General features: G+C 70.8%; 25 protein-coding genes and 2 tRNA genes. 10 read left to right on the top strand and 17 right to left on the bottom strand.

Annotation, left to right across the window (positions count from 1 at the left end):
• Positions 1-19 precede the first annotated feature (19 nt).
• Positions 20-412: an SCO5389 family protein gene (locus tag AB5J73_RS12250; protein WP_370969812.1), complete on the top strand. Its 393-nt coding sequence runs from the start codon at positions 20-22 to the stop codon at positions 410-412.
• Here AB5J73_RS12250 and AB5J73_RS12245 read toward each other — a convergent pair.
• From AB5J73_RS12245 to AB5J73_RS12230, 4 genes are all read right to left on the bottom strand, one after another.
• On the bottom strand, positions 381-1,370 hold the full coding sequence (locus tag AB5J73_RS12245) for an LLM class flavin-dependent oxidoreductase (RefSeq protein ID WP_370969811.1): 990 nt from the start codon (positions 1,368-1,370) through the stop codon (positions 381-383). The two genes, AB5J73_RS12250 and AB5J73_RS12245, sit on opposite strands and share 32 nt — an antisense overlap.
• Positions 1,367-1,750, bottom strand: coding sequence for a protein phosphatase (locus tag AB5J73_RS12240; RefSeq protein WP_370969809.1), 384 nt, complete (start codon positions 1,748-1,750; stop codon positions 1,367-1,369). The genes AB5J73_RS12245 and AB5J73_RS12240 overlap by 4 nt, the downstream gene beginning before the upstream one ends.
• A 116-nt stretch (positions 1,751-1,866) precedes the next feature.
• The gene (locus AB5J73_RS12235; RefSeq protein WP_086865498.1) at positions 1,867-2,022 is read right to left on the bottom strand and encodes a hypothetical protein; all 156 of its coding nucleotides are present in this window, start codon (positions 2,020-2,022) and stop codon (positions 1,867-1,869) included.
• On the bottom strand, positions 2,022-3,092 hold the full coding sequence (locus tag AB5J73_RS12230) for a class E sortase (RefSeq protein WP_370973108.1): 1,071 nt from the start codon (positions 3,090-3,092) through the stop codon (positions 2,022-2,024). The genes AB5J73_RS12235 and AB5J73_RS12230 overlap by 1 nt, the downstream gene beginning before the upstream one ends.
• Positions 3,093-3,284: 192 nt before the next feature.
• Here AB5J73_RS12230 and crgA point away from each other — a divergent pair, with 192 nt between their 5' ends.
• Positions 3,285-3,551 (top strand): cell division protein CrgA, encoded by a 267-nt coding sequence (gene crgA, locus AB5J73_RS12225; protein WP_033261030.1) that lies wholly within the window; start codon positions 3,285-3,287, stop codon positions 3,549-3,551.
• 112 nt (positions 3,552-3,663) lie between these two features.
• Entirely contained in the window at positions 3,664-4,041 is a 378-nt protein-coding gene (locus AB5J73_RS12220; RefSeq protein WP_370969807.1) for a PH domain-containing protein, read from the top strand.
• Here the strand turns inward: AB5J73_RS12220 and AB5J73_RS12215 are convergent.
• Positions 4,038-4,832 carry a rhomboid family intramembrane serine protease gene (locus AB5J73_RS12215; RefSeq protein ID WP_370969806.1) on the bottom strand — a complete coding sequence of 265 codons (795 nt, stop codon included), beginning with the start codon at positions 4,830-4,832 and terminating at the stop codon, positions 4,038-4,040. The two genes, AB5J73_RS12220 and AB5J73_RS12215, sit on opposite strands and share 4 nt — an antisense overlap.
• A 197-nt stretch (positions 4,833-5,029) precedes the next feature.
• Positions 5,030-5,548 (bottom strand): peptidylprolyl isomerase, encoded by a 519-nt coding sequence (locus AB5J73_RS12210; protein ID WP_370969805.1) that lies wholly within the window; start codon positions 5,546-5,548, stop codon positions 5,030-5,032.
• 89 nt (positions 5,549-5,637) lie between these two features.
• On the opposite strand from AB5J73_RS12210, the gene AB5J73_RS12205 reads away from it, so the two are divergent.
• On the top strand, positions 5,638-6,174 hold the full coding sequence (locus AB5J73_RS12205) for a hypothetical protein (protein ID WP_370969803.1): 537 nt from the start codon (positions 5,638-5,640) through the stop codon (positions 6,172-6,174).
• Positions 6,175-6,237: 63 nt separating this feature from the next.
• Here the strand turns inward: AB5J73_RS12205 and AB5J73_RS12200 are convergent, their stop codons facing one another.
• Both AB5J73_RS12200 and AB5J73_RS12195 read right to left on the bottom strand, forming a co-directional pair.
• Complete coding sequence (locus AB5J73_RS12200) at positions 6,238-6,690, bottom strand: hypothetical protein (RefSeq protein WP_370969802.1); 453 nt, start codon at positions 6,688-6,690, stop codon at positions 6,238-6,240.
• A gap of 147 nt (positions 6,691-6,837) precedes the next feature.
• On the bottom strand, positions 6,838-7,365 hold the full coding sequence (locus AB5J73_RS12195; RefSeq protein ID WP_370969801.1) for a DUF2020 domain-containing protein: 528 nt from the start codon (positions 7,363-7,365) through the stop codon (positions 6,838-6,840).
• A 115-nt stretch (positions 7,366-7,480) separates the two neighbouring features.
• On the opposite strand from AB5J73_RS12195, the gene AB5J73_RS12190 reads away from it, so the two are divergent.
• From AB5J73_RS12190 to AB5J73_RS12175, 4 genes are read left to right on the top strand one after another with little or no spacing between them, the layout of a single operon-like run.
• A complete protein-coding gene (locus AB5J73_RS12190; protein WP_370969800.1) occupies positions 7,481-8,167 on the top strand; it encodes a hypothetical protein in 687 nt (228 codons plus the stop codon).
• 1 nt (position 8,168) lies between these two features.
• Positions 8,169-8,807 (top strand): pyridoxal 5'-phosphate synthase, encoded by a 639-nt coding sequence (locus AB5J73_RS12185; RefSeq protein ID WP_370969799.1) that lies wholly within the window; start codon positions 8,169-8,171, stop codon positions 8,805-8,807.
• 52 nt (positions 8,808-8,859) lie between these two features.
• Positions 8,860-9,999, top strand: coding sequence for an SMP-30/gluconolactonase/LRE family protein (locus AB5J73_RS12180; protein WP_370969798.1), 1,140 nt, complete (start codon positions 8,860-8,862; stop codon positions 9,997-9,999).
• Positions 10,000-10,043: 44 nt separating this feature from the next.
• On the top strand, positions 10,044-11,435 hold the full coding sequence (locus AB5J73_RS12175) for an alpha/beta fold hydrolase (RefSeq protein ID WP_370969797.1): 1,392 nt from the start codon (positions 10,044-10,046) through the stop codon (positions 11,433-11,435).
• Here the strand turns inward: AB5J73_RS12175 and AB5J73_RS12170 are convergent.
• The gene (locus AB5J73_RS12170) at positions 11,419-12,645 is read right to left on the bottom strand and encodes a cytochrome P450 (protein WP_370969795.1); all 1,227 of its coding nucleotides are present in this window, start codon (positions 12,643-12,645) and stop codon (positions 11,419-11,421) included. The genes AB5J73_RS12175 and AB5J73_RS12170 overlap by 17 nt on opposite strands.
• Positions 12,646-12,743: 98 nt before the next feature.
• Between AB5J73_RS12170 and AB5J73_RS12165 the strand changes: the two genes are divergently transcribed.
• Entirely contained in the window at positions 12,744-15,860 is a 3,117-nt protein-coding gene (locus tag AB5J73_RS12165) for a BTAD domain-containing putative transcriptional regulator (protein WP_370969794.1), read from the top strand.
• Here AB5J73_RS12165 and AB5J73_RS12160 read toward each other — a convergent pair.
• The 6 genes from AB5J73_RS12160 to AB5J73_RS12135 all read right to left on the bottom strand — a co-directional run bounded on the left by AB5J73_RS12160 (position 15,844) and on the right by AB5J73_RS12135 (position 18,885).
• On the bottom strand, positions 15,844-16,587 hold the full coding sequence (locus tag AB5J73_RS12160) for an ABC transporter permease (protein WP_370969793.1): 744 nt from the start codon (positions 16,585-16,587) through the stop codon (positions 15,844-15,846). The two genes, AB5J73_RS12165 and AB5J73_RS12160, sit on opposite strands and share 17 nt — an antisense overlap.
• A complete protein-coding gene (locus tag AB5J73_RS12155; RefSeq protein WP_370969792.1) occupies positions 16,584-17,519 on the bottom strand; it encodes an ATP-binding cassette domain-containing protein in 936 nt (311 codons plus the stop codon). Before AB5J73_RS12155 ends, AB5J73_RS12160 begins: the two co-directional genes overlap by 4 nt.
• A 64-nt stretch (positions 17,520-17,583) precedes the next feature.
• Complete coding sequence (locus tag AB5J73_RS12150; protein WP_370969791.1) at positions 17,584-18,030, bottom strand: nitroreductase family deazaflavin-dependent oxidoreductase; 447 nt, start codon at positions 18,028-18,030, stop codon at positions 17,584-17,586.
• Between the two features lie 11 nt (positions 18,031-18,041).
• Complete coding sequence (locus tag AB5J73_RS12145) at positions 18,042-18,479, bottom strand: VOC family protein (RefSeq protein WP_370969790.1); 438 nt, start codon at positions 18,477-18,479, stop codon at positions 18,042-18,044.
• A 133-nt stretch (positions 18,480-18,612) separates the two neighbouring features.
• A tRNA-Ala gene (locus tag AB5J73_RS12140) sits at positions 18,613-18,685 on the bottom strand.
• Positions 18,686-18,717: 32 nt separating this feature from the next.
• Positions 18,718-18,885, bottom strand: coding sequence for a DLW-39 family protein (locus AB5J73_RS12135; protein WP_020642567.1), 168 nt, complete (start codon positions 18,883-18,885; stop codon positions 18,718-18,720).
• A 409-nt stretch (positions 18,886-19,294) separates the two neighbouring features.
• Here AB5J73_RS12135 and AB5J73_RS12130 point away from each other — a divergent pair, with 409 nt between their 5' ends.
• Positions 19,295-19,570 (top strand): PepSY domain-containing protein, encoded by a 276-nt coding sequence (locus tag AB5J73_RS12130; protein WP_370969789.1) that lies wholly within the window; start codon positions 19,295-19,297, stop codon positions 19,568-19,570.
• Between the two features lie 2 nt (positions 19,571-19,572).
• Here AB5J73_RS12130 and AB5J73_RS12125 read toward each other — a convergent pair whose 3' ends face one another.
• Both AB5J73_RS12125 and AB5J73_RS12120 read right to left on the bottom strand, forming a co-directional pair.
• Positions 19,573-20,151 (bottom strand): hypothetical protein, encoded by a 579-nt coding sequence (locus tag AB5J73_RS12125; RefSeq protein ID WP_370969788.1) that lies wholly within the window; start codon positions 20,149-20,151, stop codon positions 19,573-19,575.
• 126 nt (positions 20,152-20,277) lie between these two features.
• Positions 20,278-20,351 (bottom strand) — tRNA-Ile (locus AB5J73_RS12120).
• Positions 20,352-20,378 lie beyond the last annotated feature (27 nt).

The raw sequence follows: 20,378 nt of genomic DNA, 5'->3' as shown, positions 1-20,378 counted from the left end.
TGCTCAAACTGGAGGTTCGATGTCCCTGGACGTGTCACCCGCGCTGCTGGAGAAGGCCGAGCGCGGGGAGGTCACCGATGCCGAGTTCGTCACCTGCGTCAAGGAATCCCTGCCGTACGCCTGGGAAGTCATCACCGGCGTCATCGCCGACGCCGAGGGCGCCGCGGACGGCTTCGCCGACAACGAGACGCCCCCGCCGAGCGAGGCCGCCCGCGGGCAGCTGCTGCGGGCGCTGGCCTCGGACGCGATCCGCGGTGGCCTCGAGCGCCACTTCGGCGTCAAGCTGGCGTTCCAGAACTGCCACCGGGTCGCCGTCTTCAAGAAGTCCGAAGTGGACGGTGACCGCTACCGCGCGTTCGTCTCGCCGCGCGGCCAGCTGCTCAACCAGAGCCCGGAACTGCGGGACTGCTAGCCCGCAGCGCGGGGAGCACCTCGGTGCCGATCCGCGCGATGTTCGCGTAGGTGCCCTCCGGCGTACCCGACGCTTCCACGAGCATCAGCACGTGGGAGACACCGGTGCGCCGGAGGCTCGTTTCCAGGGTCCGGACGCAGTGGTCCGCGTCGCCGACCGGGTGGATCGCGCACAGCCGTTCGGTGTACTCCCCCGGGTGCCGCGACGGCCCCGGCCGCCCGTCGACCGTGACGTGCGCGCCGAGCCCGTCCTTCAACCACGCGGGCAACGCTTTTCGGACGACGCCGGCGTCCCCCACCTGGCAGAGCACGGTCGAGACGTGGGCCGCCGGCTTCCCGTAGGCCGCGACGGTGGCCGCCTTCTCCTCGTCGTCCGCGTGCAGCCCGAGCAGCAGCGGCAGGTTCCGGTCCGCCGCCTGGCGCACCGCTTCCGACTTCGGCCCACCGCAGGCCACGACGACGTCCGGGGTCCGCTCCGGCGCCGGCACCACGGGCACCTCCCGGAACGCGAAGTGCCGTCCCCCGGCCCGCGCCCGGCCGGTGGTGGCCCGCAGGAAGACGTCGAGGGTCTCCTCGAAGCCCGTCTCGTAGCGGTCCAGCCCGGTCCCGAAGACTTCGAGGTCCTGCCACGGGCCACCGCGCCCGACGCCGAGCCGCAGCCGCCCGCCGGAAACGGCGTCGAGCAGCGCCCACTGCTCGGCCAGCGCCACCGGGTGCGTCGTCGACAGGACGCTCACGGCGGTCCCGACGCCGATCCGCGACGTCCGCCCGAGCACGTGCGCGGCCAGCGTGATCGCCGACGGGCAGACGCCGTAGGGCATGAAGTGGTGTTCGGCGAACCAGACGTCGTCGAAGCCGGCTTCTTCGGCCAGCTCGGCGGCGCGGACGGACCGGCGGAGGACGTCGCCGTCCGACTGGCCGGGGAAGCGGCCGCTGACCAGGAAGACCCCGAACCTCAAGAGTCGAGCTCCGCCAGCAGCCGCGCGGTCGGCAGCCCGCTCTCCAGGTACTGCACGAAGAGCCGGTTGTGCAGCGCCCGCGGCGAGCGCCGCTGCCGGATGCGGTCGATCGCCGCCGGCACGCCGAGCCCGAGTTCGACGAGCGCCTGCGCGCCGACCAGGCCGGACCGGTTGAGCCCGGTGTGGCAGCGGACGAGCGTCAGGCGCCCGGCGCGGACCGCCTCGGCCGCGAGCACGGCGAACCGCTCGACGTCGGCGATCTGCGCGGCGGTCAGCGGCCCGTCCGGCAGCTCGGCGAAGTGGTGCTCGATGTGCGGCGGCGGGCCGTGGCCTTCGCGCCGGTAAAGGCTCAGCACGAGGTCGAACTCGCGCCGGACCACCACGGGTTCCTCGCCCGCGGCTCCGGTCCGGATGTGCCCGCCCAGCCACAGCCGCGGCCCGATCTCGTTCCACGGGTCTTCCGGCGGTGGCTCGTCGCGGTGCTTCCCCCGTGTCTTCAGTTGACCGCGACCTCGTTGAACCAGAGCCGCGGCTCCAGCCACGGGAACACGACGAACATCAGCAGCGCGACGACGCCGAGCACGAGGACCACCGCGATCGTCAGCTTCACCGCGAACGGGCCGGGGAACTTCCGCCAGAGCCAGGCGTACATCAGGCCTCCCCGATCTTCGAAAGCAGGTCGCCGTAGTCCTTGACCTGGTTCTTCGGCACCTGCTGGGTCAGCACCGAGGTGATGATGAGCCGCTCGCGGGCGGAGAACTGCGGGTGGCACGTGGTGAGCGTGAGCAGCGCCGCCTGCTGGGCCTTCGGGAGCGTGTCGGCGTCCTTGTACGGGACCGGGTTCACCGCGGTGCCCTGGCTGGGCAGGACGACCTTGCGGCCGAACGTCTCGCTGTACGCCCCGCCGTCTTCGGCACCTCCGTCGCGCAGCGTCGAGACGCCCTTGCACTTCGGGTCGGCGCCCTTGCCGCCCGCCCAGTTCTCGATCTCGTCGTCGTAGGGAAGCACCTTGTAGATGTAGAAGTCGGTCGAGGTTTCGATCACGATCTGGTCACAAGAGGAGAGGTTGTCCAGGTCGTTGAACGGGGCGCCCTTGCCGACGCGGTGCCCGGCCACGGCGAAGTTGCCGGGCTCGCCGGGCAGCGACGTGCCCTTGTAGTGGCCAGGGCCGACTTCCAGCGCGGCCTCGTCGGTGCCCTCCTGGATGGTGAAGTTGTAGTCGACGCCGAACGTCGGGATGTGGATCCGGGCGAACGCCTTGCCGTCGATCAGCTCGGGGTGCAGCGTCCGGTCGTGCGCCCACTCGCCGTCGAGCTGGTCGCTCGCCTCGGACTGCTTGCCCGCCGAGAACAGGTCGGTCACGTAGAGCTCGTAGACCATGAACAGCAGCACGACCAGGCCCAGCGTGATGAGGACCTCCCCGGCGGTCCGGATCGCGACGCCGCCCTTGCCCAGCGGGGCCGGGGCGGGCTTCTCCTTGGTCGCGGCGCCACCCTTCCCGACCGGGGCGAACACGACGGTCTCTTCGTTCGCGCCGGGCGGCGGCGGGCTGGCGTAGCGGCGGGGCGCCGGCGACGGCGAGCGCCGGGGCGGCTGGCCCTGGGGGCCGCGCTGGGGCGGCCGGGGCGGCACCTGGCCGCGAGGGGGCGTGGCGGGACGGCGCGGCGGTACCGGCCGCTGCCCCGGGTGTCTGCGCCGGTCGTCATCCGGTCCTTCGCGCATCTCCACGCAAGCTCCTCTCAAGCCGCGCCGAACCCTGGGTGACGCCGTTGTCACGGTGCGGGAAAATCCGACCAGTCCGGCCGCTGCTTTCCTGCGGTCGTTTACGTTAACGTGTGCACGTGGCGCTGGTTGCGCACCCTCAGCGGGACATCGCCACCAGACGAGCCCGAAGAGCACCGCGAGGAACACACGATGCCCAAGTCCAAGGTCCGCAAGAAGACCGCTTACACCCCGCCTGCCGACCGGCGCACGCCGGTGAAGGTGCGGGCAGCCGGCCCCACCGGCCTCGCCTGGAAGATCCCCATGTTCGGGCTGATGCTCGTGGGCCTGGTGTGGCTGCTGGTCAACTACATCGCCGGGGACAAGATCTCCTGGATGGCCGATCTGGGCAACTGGAACTTCGCCGGCGGTTTCGCGTTGATGATCGCGGGTCTGCTGATGACGATGCGCTGGCGCTGATTATTACTCCGATTGGCGGCTTGACGCCGAATTACACCGGTGTGACTCATCCCCAGTGTGGATAACCCCTGTGGATAACTACCCCACCTCTTGGGCGCCCCGCCAAGCCGTTGTGGTATCGGCCTGGGCGGTCACCGCGTTGCTGCTGGCCGGCGTGGTGACCGACGTGCTGCTCGGCGACCGCGGCGGGCTGGTGCTGTTCGCACTCGCGGCGGTGGCCGTCGGCGCGTTCGCCGCCCACGCCACGCTCGTCCGGCCGCGGCTGGCGGCCGACGCCGAGGGCCTGGTGGCCCGCACGCTGGGCGGCACGCACCGGCTGCCGTGGGCGCACACCCGCACCCGGCTGCGCACCACGCGCCGGCTGGGCCGCGACGGCGTCACCCTCGAGATCGAGCACGACGAGCAGCTGTACGTCTTCGGGTGGCTGGACCTCGGCGAGGACCCGCGGGACGTCCTGGACGTCCTCAGCACGCTGCGCGCGCGCAGCTAGGCGCAGCTGTAGAGCTGCACCCCGCGGTACTGGACGAACCCGCAGGTCTCCGGCCCGAACTGGCCGGCCTGGAACGCCAGCAGGCCGACGATGGCGAGCACGATGATCGCCAGCCCGATCGCCTGCCAGCGCAGCTGGTTCGCCTCCGGGGCGTAGAGCAGCGCCACCGTCACCAGCGCGCCGGTGACCAGGCCGCCGACGTGCGCGTAGATCGAGATGCCCGGGATGCCGAAGGTGATGAAGGCGTTGAGGGCGAGGGTGATGATCAGCCCGGTCGGGTTCAGCCGGAGCTTCAGCACGATCACCGCGTAGGCGCCCATCAGGCCGAACAGCGCGCCCGACGCGCCGGCGGTCGACTTCTGCGGGTCGTCGAACAGCAGTACGGCCGCGGACGCGCCGAGCATGGAGATGAAGTAGAGCGCGAGGTAGCGGCCCCGGCCGCAGACCTGCTCCAGCGACCGGCCCATCATCCACAGCGAGAACATGTTCACCGCGACGTGGATCGGGCCGTAGTGGAGGAAACCGCTGGTGAAGACCCGCCACCACTCACCGTGGCCGAGGGTCGCGTCGCCGTAGAGCTTGCCGTACTGGAACAGCGACGAGAAGTCGTTGTCGTTGAGGCTCTGCGCCTGGAAGACCGTGAAGAGGAAGACCAGGACGTTCACCGCGAGGATGACCTGGGTGACGAGCACGGACTGCGAGAGGCGCGCGCCGAAGACCGTCCGCTGGCCGAAGCCGGCTTCCTGGTAGTCGCGGTGCTGACGGCGCTGCTGCTGGCCCCCGGTGTGCACGCAGTCGGTGCACTGGAAGCCGACGGGGGCTTCGCGGAGGCAATCCGGGCACGCCGGACGCCCGCACCGGGAACAGCTCAGTCCGGTCGGGCGGTTCGGGTGCCACCAGCACCCGGGGAGCGCGGCTTGTTCGGCGGCGGGGTTCGGCGGTTGGTTCACGATGGAACCAACCTACCGAAACCTCACCGACTCAGCCGTCAGTGCTCGACGGTGACCTTCTCGATCACGACGTCGGTCAGCGGGCGGTCCGCCGGACCGGTGGCCGTGCGCGCGATCGCGTCGACGACGTTGCGCGACTCCTGGTCGGCCACCTCGCCGAAGATCGTGTGGCGGAAGTTCAGGTGGGCGGTCGGCGCCACGGTGATGAAGAACTGCGAGCCGTTGGTGCCGGGCCCGGCGTTCGCCATGGCCAGCAGGTACGGCTTGCTGAACTGCAGCTCCGGGTGGAACTCGTCGCCGAACTTGTAGCCGGGGCCGCCGCGGCCGGTGCCGGTCGGGTCGCCGCCCTGCAGCATGAAGCCGTCGATGACCCGGTGGAAGATCGAACCGTCGTAGAAGGGCCCGGAGTTCGTGCCCGCCGCGTTCGGCTGGGTGTACTCCTTGGTGCCTTCCGCCAGCCCGACGAAGTTCGCGACCGTCTTCGGCGCGTGGTCGGGGAGCAGGTTCAGGTGGATGTCACCCTGGTTGGTGTGCAGCGTAGCTTTCACGTACCTCATCGTGCCATCTGCGGCGGGCGGCTCGAAAAAGGGGCACGATAGGTTACGGGTAACAGAGCAGTGTCAAAACGAATGATGAGGTGAAGCCCATGTCCCGGGCGACAGCCCAGGCCGTCGAGACCGCCGACAAACTCGTCACCGAGGGTGTCAAGCAGGGGCGGCGCGCGCAGAAGAAGCTCGCGAAGAAGACGGAACTGACCCGCAAGGAGCTCAAGAAGAGCTCGAAGGCCGCTCGTCAGGAGGCGCTCGCGCGCCTGGCCGAGCTGCGCAAGCCGGGTCGCAAGGCGAAGAAGGCCGCCATCAAGGCCGCGAAGGCGGCCGGCGAGTCGAAGCGCCGCGGCAAGAAGGACTTCAAGGCGGCGAAGAAGGACTTCTACGCCGCTCTGACCGAGGCCAAGTCGGCCGCCAAGGGCACCCGCAGCCGTCGCAAGTGGCCGTGGCTGCTCGGCCTGGTCGTGGTCGGCGCAGGTGCCGCCTACGCCCTCCGCTCGAAGCAGGAGCCGCCGGTCGCGCCCGCGCCGCCGAAGGCCACCCCGCCCGCGCCGAAGCCCGCCGAAGCGGCGAAGCCGACCCCGCAGGCGAACGGCAAGGCGCCCTCGCCGGCGCCCGCCGAAAAGAAGAACTGAGCGGGACGCGAAGAGGCCCCCGGGGGTGCACCGGGGGCCTCTTCAGTCTTGCTCGGGACTAGCTCACGCGTTGGCGGCGTGCTTGTCGACCAGCGCGCCCAGGCGGGGCAGCGCCTCCTCGACGTTCTTCTTGCCGTTCGGGCGCAGCTTGCCGTAGACCTTCTTGATGCTGTCGCGGCTGCTCTTCTCCGCGCGCGAGTCGGTGACGCTCAGCAGCGCGTCGGAAGCCTCGTCCGAGCGGCTGGACAGGTAGGCGCCGAAGTCGTTGCCGCCCTTGGCGCGGTAGTCGCCGTAGAACGGCTCGAGCGCGACCACGAAGTCGGGCAGCAGCGTGTCGACGGCCGAGGGGATGATGCCCGGCTTGATCTTCTTGACGGCGGCGAAGCCGGTCTTCACAACGGCACCCGAAACGCCGCCCTTGTCCGAGACCTCGGCGTCGACGAGGGTCTCGAAGTCGGTCACGACCGCCGGGCGACGGCTGGAGTCGAGCAGGATTTCCTTGAGGGTGTCAGCCACGAATCTTGTCCTTTGTCGTTGCAGAGTTGGTGCCCCGCCCCGGGGTGGGGATGCCCCGGTGGCTGCGGTGCGCGAGTCCACGAAGCCTGCGCGTGACGCACAGGGTAATACAAGATCAACATCACTCACCCGTGTGGAGCCCGCTACCTAGAGCTTCAGGGCAGCGATAGCCTTCTTGACCACTGTGCGTGCCTTCACGCTTTGCTTCTGGTTGGTGGTCGCGATGACCGCCGCCGAGCCCTTGGCGACAGCGTAGACAGCACCGTCGTCGGTGGACAAATAGCCGCCCTTCCAGCCGGAAGGGTCGCTCGCCGGGTTCGACGAGTCCACCGGCGCCGCCTGGTTGACCAGCGCCGTCGCCGTCTTCGCGTCCCCGACGTACACCCGGACGGTGAGCTGGACCTTCCCGTCCGGGCGATAGAAGAAGCACGCCGGGTGGGGCTGGTCGGCGGACACGCGCACCTTCGAGACGTGCTGGCCGTTCGAGTCGGCCACGAATTCGCTGCCGAGGTACGGGCAGTCCTCGGTCGCGCCCGGTTGCGGTTCCGGCGGCAGGCCGGTGCCGGCCGCGGAGGCGGCGGACGGCGAGCTGGGCGTCGCGGTACCGGACACGATGGTGGGGCCGCAGCCGGCCAGCAGGACCACGGCGGGCGCGAGAAGTACGAGTCGTCGCATAGCGCGCACAGTCAACCATGAGGCGTGTGTGAAAACCGCTGGCTGAAGTCGCCGAGACGCCGGGGCGTGCGACGATGGCCGCGAGGTGTCCAGTTCGCGGTCAGGAGGTCCCGGCGTGCTCACCCCCGAGCAGTACCTCGGCGCGGTGGCCGAGCGCATCCAGCGCTCGGGCGGCCGGCTGAACTCCGTGCAGATCGGGCCCGCGACCGCCGTCGTCGGCCTGTTCACCGAGTCGGTGATGCTCTCGACGATGAACTACTGCGTGGTCGCCGCCGCCGTCCCGGAGGTCAGCGCCGCCGCGTTGTACGACTTCACCGGCCGGGCCACGCAGCACGCCCGCGCGAACATGATCGGCACCGCCGGCTGGACGGCGGCCTCGGTCGTCATCGCCGGGCTCGTCGGCCAGCGCGTGTACCCGGACGCCGCGCAGGCCGCGTCGGCGAAGTCGGGCAACCAGTTCGGCGGCGAGACGCGAATGGTCGCGGTCGACCTCTCGGCCGGGCAGATGTTCGCGTTCGTCGGCGGGAAGTTCTGGGGCGCCGCGGTGCAGGGTTCGGTCAACGCCAAGCTGACGTACTGCTTCCCGCAGCCCGCCGAGGTCTACCAGCAGGTGCAGTGGCAGCAGGCGCAGCAACAGCAGCAACAGCACCAGCCGCCCGCCCAGCAGCCGCCGCCGGGCTGGCAGCAGCAGCCCCCGATGCCGCAGGTCCCGCCGCCGCCGGTGGTCGGCCCGGCCGGTCCGCAGCCGCCGGTCTACCCGCCGCCGGGGCACCACCCGCAGCAGGGGCCGTACGGTTACTGACATGGTGCGGTTGCGCGGCTGGCCCTCGTTCCCCGAAGAACTCCCCGTGTTCACGCCGGAAACGGCGCCGCCGGACCCGCGGGCGCTGTTCCTGGAGTGGCTGACCGAAGCCGGCGAGCACGTGCTCGCGCCGCACGCCGTCACACTGTCCACAGTGGACGCCGACGGCGCACCCGACGCCCGGGTCGTGATCCTCAAGGACGTCGGGCCGGCCGGCTGGGCGGTCGCGACCAGCTCGGAAAGCCCGAAGGGCCTGCAACTGCAGAAGGACCCGCGGGCCGCGCTGACGTTCTTCTGGCCCGGCCGCGGCCGTCAGGTCCGGCTGCGCGGCCCGGTGTCCCCCGCCGAGCCCGAGGTTTCCGCGGCGGACTTCCTGGCCCGGCCGCCCGCTTCCCGCGTCGAAGCGTTCATCGGGCGCCAGTCGCAGGTGCTGGCGGACCCCGCGGACCTCGACGCCGCGGCCGCGGAAGCGGAACGCTGGGTCGAGGAAAACCCCGGCACCGCGCCCGAAACGTGGACGCGCTACTTCGTCGACCCGGACGTCGTCGAGTTCTGGCAGGCCAGCCACGACCGGCGGCACGTGCGGCTGCGGTACCGCAAGTCCGACGGCGGCTGGGTCCGCGAGCGCCTCTGGCCTTGACGGGCCGGACGCGGCGGCGTAGGCAGGAAATCCGACAAATCGGAGGCCCTGCATGCGCCGCACCGTCGTCATCGCTGCCACCGCCGCCTTGTCCGCCGGCCTGCTGTCCGGCGCTTCCGCCGGTGAAGTGGCCTCGCCGCGGCACCCCGCCGTCTTCGAGACGGTGTTCGCGGCACCGCTCGGTCTCGAAGGCCTGACCACCGACGGGCGGGGCAACCTCTACACACCGGCCCGCGGCGCCGATCCCTGCCCCGTCTACCGCGTCGCGGCCACCGGCGGCCCGGCCGCGGTCGTCGGCACGATCCCGGCGCCGTGCAACCCGGCCGGGCTCGTGTTCGACCGCAGTGGCCGGCTGTACGTGGCCAACGCCGACACCGTCGTCTCGTTCGTGCCGGACGCGGCGAACCCGCCGGCCGCGACCGTGTTCGCCGCCGGCGTCCCCGGCGCGAACGGCCTGGCCTTCGACCGCGCGGGCGCGCTGTGGATCTCCGACGGCGGCACCGGCCAAGGCCGCGTGTGGCGGGCCGGCGCCGACGGTGTCGCCCGCGAACAGTTCCGCGTGCAGCCGATGGTCAGCGACGTCAACGCGGTCAACGGCGTCGGCGGCATCGGCCGGGACGTGCGCGGCCTGCCACCCGGCACGGTCACGATCACGCCGGCCGGCCGCACGGCCGCGGACACCGCGGGCTCGCAGCACATCGTGGCGAACGGCCTGGCCTTCACCGCGGACGGCACGCTGCTCATCGCCGACACCGCCCGCGGCGCGCTCTGGCGGGTGCCGATGGACCGCGCGGGCAACCCGCGTGCCGCGACCGGCTGCGACGCCGCGTTCCCCGCGAACACCCTCTGCCTGGACGACCTCGAAGTGCAGCACCCGTACCTCGAAGGCGCCGACGGGATCGTCCTCGACCGCGCGGGCGGCGTCTGGACGGCCGTGAACGAACGCAACGCGATCGTCGTGGCCCGGCGCGACGGCCGCGTCACCGAGTACTTCCGCAACCCGGCCGACCCGGCGTCGAAGCTGCGCAACGGCGGCCCGCTGGAGTTCCCGACCAGCCCGGTGCTGCTGCCGGACGGCCGCCTGTGCGTCACGCAGTCCGACGGCAACCGCCGCGACAACGCGCCGAACACGGCGGGCGAAGCCAGTCCCGTTGGTCCGGTTCGGGCGAAGGTTTCCTGCGTCAAGCCCTGATCGGGGGTATCCCGCGCGCAGGCGGCTGTGCGCATGATGCAGCCATGCGCTCGAAGATCCTGACCGCCGGGCTGGTCCTGGCGCTGACCGCCGCACTCGGGGGTGTGGCCTCGGCCGACGCGCGTCCTGGGGGACGACCGAAGCTGACGGATCCGCACCCGTGCCCGGGCCAACCGGGCTTCACCTGCTCGACCTTGACCGTCCCGTTCGACCACACCGGCCGGCGGCCGGGCACGCTCGACCTCGCCGTGGCGACCGCCGACAACGCCGACGCACCCAAGGGCGTGCTGCTGTTCCTGACCGGCGGGCCCGGCCAGGGCGGCGTCGGCACCATCACGCGGATCGCGAAGCAACGCCTGCCGGAAATCGCGAAGGACTACCGGTTCGTCATGCTCGACCAGCGCGGCACCGGGCCGTCGGGCGCGCTGAAGTGCCCGGGGCTGCAGGAGCAGATGGGCAGCTCGGACATCGCGACACCTTCCCGCGAAGCCGTGCTCGAATGCGCGCAGCTCCTCGGCGACACGGCACCGCTGTACTCGACCGACCAGACGGTCGCGGACTTCGACCAGCTGCGGCGCGCGCTCGACGTACCGAAGATGGTGGTGGACGGCGTCTCGTACGGCTCGTTCACGGCGGCGCGGTACGCGATCGCGCACCCGGCCAACGTCAGCAAGGTCGTCCTCGATTCGGTCCTGCCGCACCACGCGACGGCGTCGGCCTCGCTGTACCTGACCGGGCTGACGGCCGAGGCCCGCGTGCTGCGAGCGGCGTGCGCGGTGGCCCCGGCCTGCGGCTACGACCCGGCCGACGACCTGGCGTGGGTGGTCCGCCACCGCAGTGCCGCGGACGGCGTGCGGATCTTCGACCTGGTCGTCACGTACGAGTTCGTCGACCCGACGTACCGCAACGCGGAGGCAGGCGACGTCATCGGCGCCCTCCACGAAGCCCGCGGCGGCGCCCCGGCCCACCTGGACGGCCTGCTGGAGGCCTACAAGTCCGGCGGCGACGACCCGGCGTCGTTCAGCTCCGGCCTCCACGCGGCGACGCTGTGCGCGGACCAGCGCTTCCCGTGGGGTTCCGCTTCGACGCCGGTGGCACTTCGGCAGCCGCTGCTTTCGCTGGCCGCCCGCACGCTGCCGGCTCGCGCGACTTGGCCGTACACCACGGAAGTGGCTACGCGGCAGGGCTTCATCCAGAGCTGCCTCCCCTGGCCGGCCGAACGCCCCGCCTCGAACCCGGCCGGGAAACTGCCGGACGTCCCGGTCCTGCTGCTCAACGGCGACCGCGACCTGTCGACGCCGCTGGAGTGGGCGCAGGAGGAAGCGGCCCAGGCCCCGCGTGGCCGGCTCGTGGTCGTGCCGGGCGAGTCCCACTCGATCCAGAACCGCGAGCGCGGCCACGCCGGCCGGGACGCGGTGCTCAGCTTCCTTCGCTAGCCGACCAGGTCACGGGCAGTTCGTGAACGCCGTAGATGTTCATGTCCGTCCGCAGCTTCACCTCCCCCGCGGGCACCGCGAGCGCCAGCGTCGGGAAGCGGCGCAGCAGGGACTCGAAGCCGGCGCGCATCTCGATGCGGGCCAGTTGCTGGCCGAGGCACTGGTGGACGCCGTGGCCGAAGGAGAGGAGGCCACGGGCGTTGCGGTGGACGTCCAGGGTGTCCGGGTTTTCGAAGCGGCGGGGGTCGTGGTTGGCGGCCAGCAGCGAGACCACGACCGTCGAACCCTTGGGGATCGTTTCGCCGCCCAGCTCCAGGTCTTCGGTGGCGTAGCGGAAGAAGATGTCGGCCACCGACAGGTAGCGCAGGAGTTCCTCGACGGCGCCCGGCACCAGTTCCGGGTTCGCGCGCAGCTCGGCGGCCTGCTCCGGGTGCTCCAGGAGCGCGAAGGTGCCCAGCGACAGCATGTTCGCGGTCGTCTCGTGACCGGCGAGCAGCAGCAGGAACGCGGCGCCGGTCAGCTCCTCGACGGTCAGGTCTTCGTGGCGGGCCAGGTCGGACAGGATGTCGTCGCCCGGCTCGGCGCGCTTGCTCGTGACCAGCTCGGTGAGGTACGTGTTCAGCGCGATGTACGCGCCCATCTTCTTCTCGAGCGGCTGGTCGCGGACCATGAACTGCGCCGAGTTCGCCTGGAAGCTCTCCCGGTCCGCGTAGGGGACGCCGAGCAGTTCGCAGATGACCAGCGACGGCACCGGGAGCGCGAACTCCGCGACCAGGTCGATCGGCGGGGTCAGCTTCGCCAGGTGGTCCAGCTGCCGCTCGACGATCTCGACGATGTGCTCCTCCAGCGTCTTCATCCGCTTTACGGTGAAGGCGCCGGTGAGCTTGCGCCGCAGCCGGCCGTGGTCCGGCGGGTCCATGGCGATGAACATGCCCGGGAGCTGCGGCGACGGCTCGGTGGCGGCGGGCATGCCCGTCTCGTAGGGCACGTGGACGACGTCGAGGTCCAGGCGGGAGCTGAACCGGGTGTCGGCCATCATCTGCCGGACCTCTTCGTAGCCGGTGACGAGCCAGCCTTCGTGCCCGTCGGGGAACACGAGCGGGCTGACCGGGCGCGTGTCGCGCAGCCGGCTGATCTCGCGAGGCGGGTCGAAGGGGCCCGCGTCGCGCTCCATGGGCAGACCGTGCGGGACGTCGGCCGGGTTGCTCATCGGATTTCCTTTCGTGGTGGATGCCGCCACCATCGCCGGACCGGCTGACACGGGCCTGACACCGCTCGGACACCGGCGCCCGTGGCAAGATCTGCCTGGTGCAGATCGGGATACTGGGCCCATTCGAGGTCCGGACGGACGACGGCGCACTGGCCGACGTGCCGGGCGCCCGGTTGCGCGGCCTGCTGGCCGCCCTCGCGCTCGACCCGGGACACGTCGTCCCGAAGGCGACGCTGGTCGACTGGATCTGGGGTGAGCAGCCGCCGGCCGACGCCGCGAACGCGTTGCAACGCCTGGTTTCCCGGCTGCGGAAAGCGCTGCCGGACGGGTCCGTCGACGGGCAGCCGACCGGCTACCGGCTGCTGATCGGTCCCGACGACGTCGACGCCGTGCGGTTCGAACGCCTCGCCGGCGATCCCAACCGGCTCCGGGAAGCGCTCGAGCTGTGGCGCGGTTCGGCCATGCAGGACGTCGACCTGCCGGAAAGCGCCGCGCTCGAGGCGGCGGTGACCCGTCTCGAAGCCCTGCGCCTGACGGCGATGGAGGAGTACTTCGACGCGGAGCTCAACCTCGGTCACGGCGCGAAGGTGGTCACCGAGCTGACCGATCTGGTGGCCGCGAACCCGATGCGCGAACGGCTCGTCGCCGCGTTGATGCGCGCCCTCGTCGCGAGCGGCCGCGACACCGAAGCGCTGCTGGTGTACCAGCGCACGAAGGACGCGCTCGCCGATTCGCTGGGCGTCGACCCCTCGCCGGAGCTCTCGGCCCTGCACGTCGCGCTGCTGCGGGGCGAGCTGGTGCGGCCGGAGGAGAACCGGAAGACCAACCTGCGGGCCGAGCTCACCAGCTACGTCGGCAAGGACGCCGACGTCACCGCGGTCGCCGAGCTCATCTCCGACCACCGGCTCACCACCGTGATCGGCCCGGGCGGCTCGGGGAAGACCCGGCTGGCCACCGAAACCGCGCGGCAGCTGCTCGGCGACCTGCCGGACGGCGCCTGGGTGGTGGAGCTCGCGGGCATCGGCGCCGACGGCGACGTCGCGCAGGCCACGCTGGGCGCGCTCAAGCTGCGGGACGCGCTGCTCGGCGAGGCACCGGACGCGGAGCCGACGGACCGGGTCATCGCCGCGCTCCGCGAGCGGTCGATGCTGCTGGTGCTGGACAACTGCGAGCACGTCATCGAGTCGGCGGCGGCGTTCGCCCACCGCGTCCTCGGGGAGTGCCGGCGGCTGCGGATCCTCGCGACCAGCCGGGAACCGCTCGGCATCACCGGTGAGGCGCTGTGGCAGCTCGCGCCGCTCGTGCTGCCCGCCCCGGACGCCGATCCCGCCGAGATCGAGGCCGCCCCGGCCGTCCGGCTGTTGCGGGACCGGGCCGGTGCGGTGCGCAAGGAGCTCGCGACCGACGACACGGCGCTGCCGACGTTGGCCCGCGTCTGCCGGGCGCTCGACGGGATGCCGCTGGCGATCGAACTCGCCGCGGCGCGGCTGCGCACCATGTCCCTCGACCAGCTCGCCCACCGGCTCGACGACCGCTTCCGCCTGCTGACCGGCGGCAGCCGCACCGCGTTGCCCCGGCACCGGACGCTGCGCGCGGTCATCGACTGGAGCTGGGAACTGCTCACCGACGCCGAGCGCGTCGTGCTGCGGCGGCTCTCGGTGTTCGCCGGCGGCGCGAGCCTGGAAGCGGCCGAACGGGTGTGCGGCGGGGACGCCGTCGAGGAGTGGGAAGTCCTCGAGCTGCTGACCGCGCTGACCGAGAAGTCGCTGGTGGTGGTCGGCGAGCGCGACGGCGCGCAGCGGTACCGGATGCTCGGCACGATCAAGGAGTACGCCGAGCAGCGGCTCGCGGAAGCGGACGAAACGCGGCAGGCGCGGCACGCGCACCTCGCGTACTTCACCGAGCTCGCCGAGACCGCGAAGCCGCACCTGCGCGGTGCCGGCCAGCTGGACTGGCTGGCCAAGCTCGAAGCCGAGCACGACAACATCGCGGCGGCGATGCGCGGTGCACTCGCGGCGACCGAAGCCGAAGCCGCGATGCGCTTGGCGGCCGGCACCGCCTGGTACTGGTGGCTCGGCGGCCACCGGGCGGAGGGCAACGAGCTGATCTTGGCCGCCACGGCCGTGCCCGGCGACGTGCCGGACGAGCTCCGCGGCACCGTCTACTCGTTCGTCGTCCAGTTCGTGACGTCCGGGCAGCAGAGCGACGAAACCCAGGCGGTCGACTGGATCCGCAAGGCCTACGAAATCGGACGGCGGACGGCGGACCCCGAGCTGGAACTGCGGTTCGCCCCCGCGCTGGAACGCCTGCTGCACGGGCCGGACGCGGCGCTGACCGCGTTCGAACCGCTGCTCGCCGACGAGGACCCGTGGGCCCGCGCGGTGGCCCGGCTGCAGCTCGGCAAGATGCGGATCCAGCTGGGCCACGGCGATCGCGAAGCGGACGAGCACCTCGAGACGGCGCTCGCCGAGTTCCGCGCGATCGGCGAGCGGTGGGGTACGTCGTTCGCGCTGACCGAGCTGGCCGACCGCATCGCCGTGCGCGGCGAGTTCGCCGCCGCGTGCGCGTACTACGGGGAAGCGGTCGTGGTGGTCACCGAGGTCGGGGCCATCGAAGACGTCGTGCGGATGCGGATGCGGCAGGCCCAGCTGTACTGGCTGCTCGGCGACGAGGACGCGAGCGCGACCGCGCTGGCCGAAGCCCAGCGAGCCGCGGAACGGGTCGCCTGGCCGAACGCGCTGGCCGAGCTGGCGCTGTCGAAGGCGGAACTCGCGCGCTGGCGCGGCGACGTCGAACAGGCCCGCCGCCAGCTCGACGTCGCGACCACGATGCTGGGCGACGACGCCGGTCTGCCGACGGTCCGCGCGGTGACCGAGGACCTGCTCGGCTACCTGGCCACGGACGCCGGCGAGTCCCGCGAGCACCGGGCCGAGGCCTTCCGCGCGGCGTCCGAAACGGGCCACCCGCTCACGCTCGCGCAGGTCATCGTGGGGATCGCGGACCTCGCGCTGCGCAGCGAAGAGCCCGCGCAGGCCGCCCGCCTGCTCGCGGCGAGCGCTGCCCTGCGCGGGCTGCCGGACCGGTCCCACCCGGACGTCGCCCGGATCGAAGCGGAAACCCGGCGTCGCCTCGGTGACGAGGGGTTCACCGAGGCGACGCGGGAGGGGACGGCGGCGAGCTGGGCCGAGCTGGTCGGCGTCACGCTCGCTTCGTGAACTTCGCCCGCGCCCAGACGTAGCCGATGACGGCGATCCCGACGCACCAGGCGATCGCGGCGATCGCGTAGCCGGTGGACGGTGTGCCGGTCAGCAGCCCGCGCACGGTTTCGATGATCGGCGTGAACGGCTGGTACTCGGCGAATTCCCGGAGACCGGGTCCCATTTTGTCGGCGGGCACGATCGCGCTGCTGAAGAACGGCAGCATCACCAGCGGCACGGCGGCCATTCCCGCCGTTTCCGGCGTTTTCGCGGCCAGGCCCAGCGCGACGGTGAACCAGCCGGCCGCGAAACCGAGCAGCACGACCATGCCGACCACGCCGAGCCAGTCGAGGAAACTCGCGGACGGGCTGAACCCGAGCAGGAAAGCCACGCCGACGAGGGCGGCGATGGCGATCAGGTTCGTGAGCACGCTCGCGACGACGTGCCCGGTCAGCACCGCGCCGCGCGAGACGTCCATGACCTTGAAGCGGTTGATGATCCCCTTCGTCATGTCGGAGTTCACCGATGTCGCCGTGGCGCCGAGGCCGTAGCAGATGGCGAGGAGCATCAAGCCCGGCGTGGCGTAGTCGACGTAATCGACGCCGACGTCGAACGCGTCTCCGAGCATGTAGACGAACATCAGCATGATCACGATCGGCATCAGGACGGCGTTGAAGACCGACGTCGGATTCCGGGCGATGTGCTTGAAATTGCGGCGAAGCATGACTGTGGCGTGGGTGCTCATCGGGAAACAACCTCCGTGGCGTGGCCGGTGAGGGCGAGGAAGACATCGTCGAGATCGGGGGTGTGGACGGAGAACTCTTCGGCGCTGAGCGCGTATTCGTCGAGCCGGTCGAGCAGGGCCCGCAACGATTTCGAGCTGCCGTCGCCGGGCACGCGCAGGGTGAGTGCTTCGTCGTCGCGGGTGCCGTCGGTGAGGACGCGCGCTGCGGCGTCGAGCTCGGCGGCGGTGGCGAACCGGAGCCGGACGTGGGTGCCGGGCAGCCGGCGCTTGAGCTCGTCGGCGGTTCCCTGCGCGACGAACCGGCCCTGGTCGAGCACCGCGATCCGGTCGGCGAGCTGATCGGCTTCCTCGAGGTACTGCGTGGTGAGGAAGATGGTGACGCCGTCGGCGACGAGGCCCCGGATGATCGCCCACATCGTCCGGCGGCTGCGCGGGTCCAGGCCCGTCGTCGGCTCGTCGAGGAAGATGATCCGCGGGTTGCCGACGAGCGTCATCGCCAGGTCGAGCTTCCGGCGCATGCCCCCGGAGTACGTCGACGCCGGCTTCTTCGCCGATTCGGTGAGTTCGAAGCGTTCGAGCAGGTCGGCAACGACCCGCTTGCCGTCCTTGACCCCGCTCAGGTCCACCATCAGCTGGAGGTTTTCTTCGCCGGTGAGCAGCTCGTCGACGGCGGCGAACTGCCCGGTGACCCCGATCGCGGACCGGACCTTCTTGGTCTCGGCCGCGATGTCGTGCCCGGCGACGCTGACCGTGCCGCCGTCGGCCTTGAGCAACGTGGTCAGGACGTTCACCATCGTGGTCTTCCCGGCGCCGTTCGGGCCGAGGAGGGAGAAGATCGTCCCCGCGGGGACCTGCAAGTCGATGCCGTCGAGCACGACCTTGTCCTGGTAGGCCTTCCGTAGCCCGGAAGCCGTGATCGCCATTTCTGTCATGGGAGCACTGTCATCGGCCGGCCTGACACCGACCTGACCTCAACCTGACACGGGCGCTGTCACGTCAGTCCTGTGGCGTGAGCAGCACGATCGGGATCACCCGCTCGGTCTTCCCGGCGTACTCGTCGTACAGCGGGAAGATGCCCGCCATCAGCGGCCAGAGCGTCTCGCGCTCGGCCGCGGACGCGACCCGGGCGCGGGCGGTGAACCGGCGCGTACCGGCCTGGACGCCGACGCTCGGGTTCGCTTCGAGGTTCTTGAACCACGCCGGATCCTCGTCCGCCCCGGCCTTCGAGGCCACGACGACGAAATCGTCCCCCGACGTCCCGTAGATCAGGCAACAGCGTCGCGGCGTCCCGGTCCGACGTCCGGTCGTGGCGAGGATCAGCGTGTGGACACCGTTCGACTCGTGCCCCTCGGTACCCCCGGAGGCCAGGTAGGTGCGGGTTTGCTCGGCAACCCAGTCCCACGCCGAGTCGCTGGCGCGGTCGAGGTCATCGGCGACGGCCATGGCAGTTCCCTTCAGTTGAGTTCTTCGACGAGCCCGACGATGACGCCGGCGGGACCGCGGACGTACGCGTACCGGCAGTAGTCCTGGTAGCGCGCCACTTCCCCGACGAGCTCACCGCCGTGCTCGCGCAGGCGCTTGACGACGTCGTCGACGTCGTCGATGACGAAAGTGATCCGCGGAATGCCTGGGACGTTCACGGGCGCCCACGGCGCGTTCTCGGCGGTGGTGGGCTTCTCGAAGGTCGACAGTTCGACCCGGCCGTGGCCATCGGGCGTCTTCAAGAACGCGATGTCCGCCCGGACGTCGTCCAGCCCGATGAGCTTGTCGGCCCAGTCCCCCTCGACGGTGGCTTCACCTTCGAGTTCCATCCCGAGCTCGACGAAGAACGCGACGGCGGCCGCGAGGTCCTCGACCACGTAACCGGTGTGGTCCAGCCGGTGGATCGCCATGATGTGCCTCCTGTGTCAGGCGGCCTCCGCAGCCGCTCGTACGCCTGGGACGGAGCCGGCTCCGGGTTTTCGACACGTTCCCGGTACGACGAAGGCCAGGTCTTTTCGGACCTGGCCTTCGTCGTCGGTGATGTGGAGCTGAGGGGAATCGAACCCCTGACCCCCGCCTTGCAAAGGCGGTGCTCTACCAATTGAGCTACAGCCCCGGACGCGGACGGCGCACCGCCCGCGGAAAACCTCAGTTGTGGGACGCGCCCGCCGGCTTGGCCGGGGTGGTGCCGTTGCTCGAGGGGACCGGCGCGGTCGCCTCGCGCCAGAGGTCGGCTTCCGCCTTGGCCGCCTTGTTGCGCTTCACGACGAACAGGACGCCGCCCGCGATGACCGCGAGTGCCAGCAGCTTCTTCACCGAAGCCCCCTTCTCAGCTTGCTTCCCTTACCCCGCGATGTTACTGCACCGCCCCGAGGCGACGTCGGGTGCCGGTGGTTCCACGTGGAACCACCGGTAATCGACGTCACACGCCCAGGGAAATACCGAAGGCGGCCGCCCTGTTGTACCCACTGGTCGGTGCGCCCACCGTGTCCCCCGGGCCTCAACCACCGCCTTCGCGGAGTTCCGTTCGGCTGGAGCCGCGATGCGCCTCATCGCCGAGAGGCGACCGTGGCGCGCATCGACCGTGATCGCTCAGCCCTGCCGGTCTTCTCTTCCCGGCAGGGCTGACCTGTATCCGGGACATCTCAGGGTCGAGCCCCGATGTCGTCACCTGCCACCCAAGACACCCTCGGAGAGGAAAGTCGTCAACGGAAGGAGTTCTCGTATGCGTGCCGCGTTGATCGCCGGTGCCGCTGCCCTGCTTGTTGTGTCCGCCGCGTGCAGTTCCCCGACGCCGCCGGCCACGTCTCACGCGGTCGACCAAGCCCAGGCAGCCCGGATCGCCACGGACAAGTACGGCGGGCGCTCGCTGGGCGTGGAGCAGGACACCGCGCAGGGCCAGCCGAGCTGGGAGGTCGAGATCGCGGACAGCAACCAGGGCCGCATCGAGGTCGACGTCGCCCAGCAGACCGGCGCGGTGCTGACCATGGAGCGCGACTGACCTCAGGCTCCCCCGATCCGTTCGACGAGCTCGTCGCGGTACTCCTGCACCGCCCGGAACTCCGGTTCGTCGCCGCTCGCCCGCTTCAACGCGCCTTCCAAGATCTTCAGCCCCTGGCGTTCGTCGCCGTGGGCGTCCGCCTGCCTCGCGGCGTTCTCCAGGGCTTTGGCGAGCTTGGTCCGCGCCTCGGGTTCCTTGGCGGCCTTGGTGATCCGGATCCAGTTGCCGCCCGGATCGACGACGGTGAACCCGGTGTACCGGTCGTTGCGCAGCCGCGGCCGGGTCATGCGCGGGATGCCGGAGATGAGCAGTTTTCCGTGCACCGAACGCATTCCCGCCGCGAAAGCCTCGAACAGCTCACTGGTGTCCGGCACGATGACCAGACACGTGCTGTACGACTGCGCCGGGTCGTAGCCGTCCATTCCGAAGAAGTGCAGGTTGATGTCTTCCCGGCGCACCGCGACGTGCGGGTTCGGCCGCGTCTGCCGATAGGTGATCTCGAAGCCGAGCATCTCGTAGAACGACGCGATCTCGTCGATGGAGGGACAGGGCAGGAGCGGGATGGTCAGTTCGTTCGCCACCGCTTGAAGCTAGGCCCGGACCTGCCGAAACGACACGGAGGTCTTTGCTCGTGCGAACAGGGGGATAGTCACTCAGGTCATGAAGAAAGCCCGGCTCGCATCTCGCGAACCGGGCTTGATCTTGCGTGGGCCTACCAGGACTTGAACCTGGGACCTCTTCGTTATCAGCGAAGCGCTCTAACCGCCTGAGCTATAGGCCCTTGAACGAGGAGAACTTTACAGGACCC

Source organism: Amycolatopsis sp. cg9, from assembly GCF_041346945.1.
Lineage (GTDB): Bacteria > Actinomycetota > Actinomycetes > Mycobacteriales > Pseudonocardiaceae > Amycolatopsis.
Note: the sequence above shows the minus strand (reverse complement) of the source record. Positions and strands in the feature narration are given on the sequence as shown.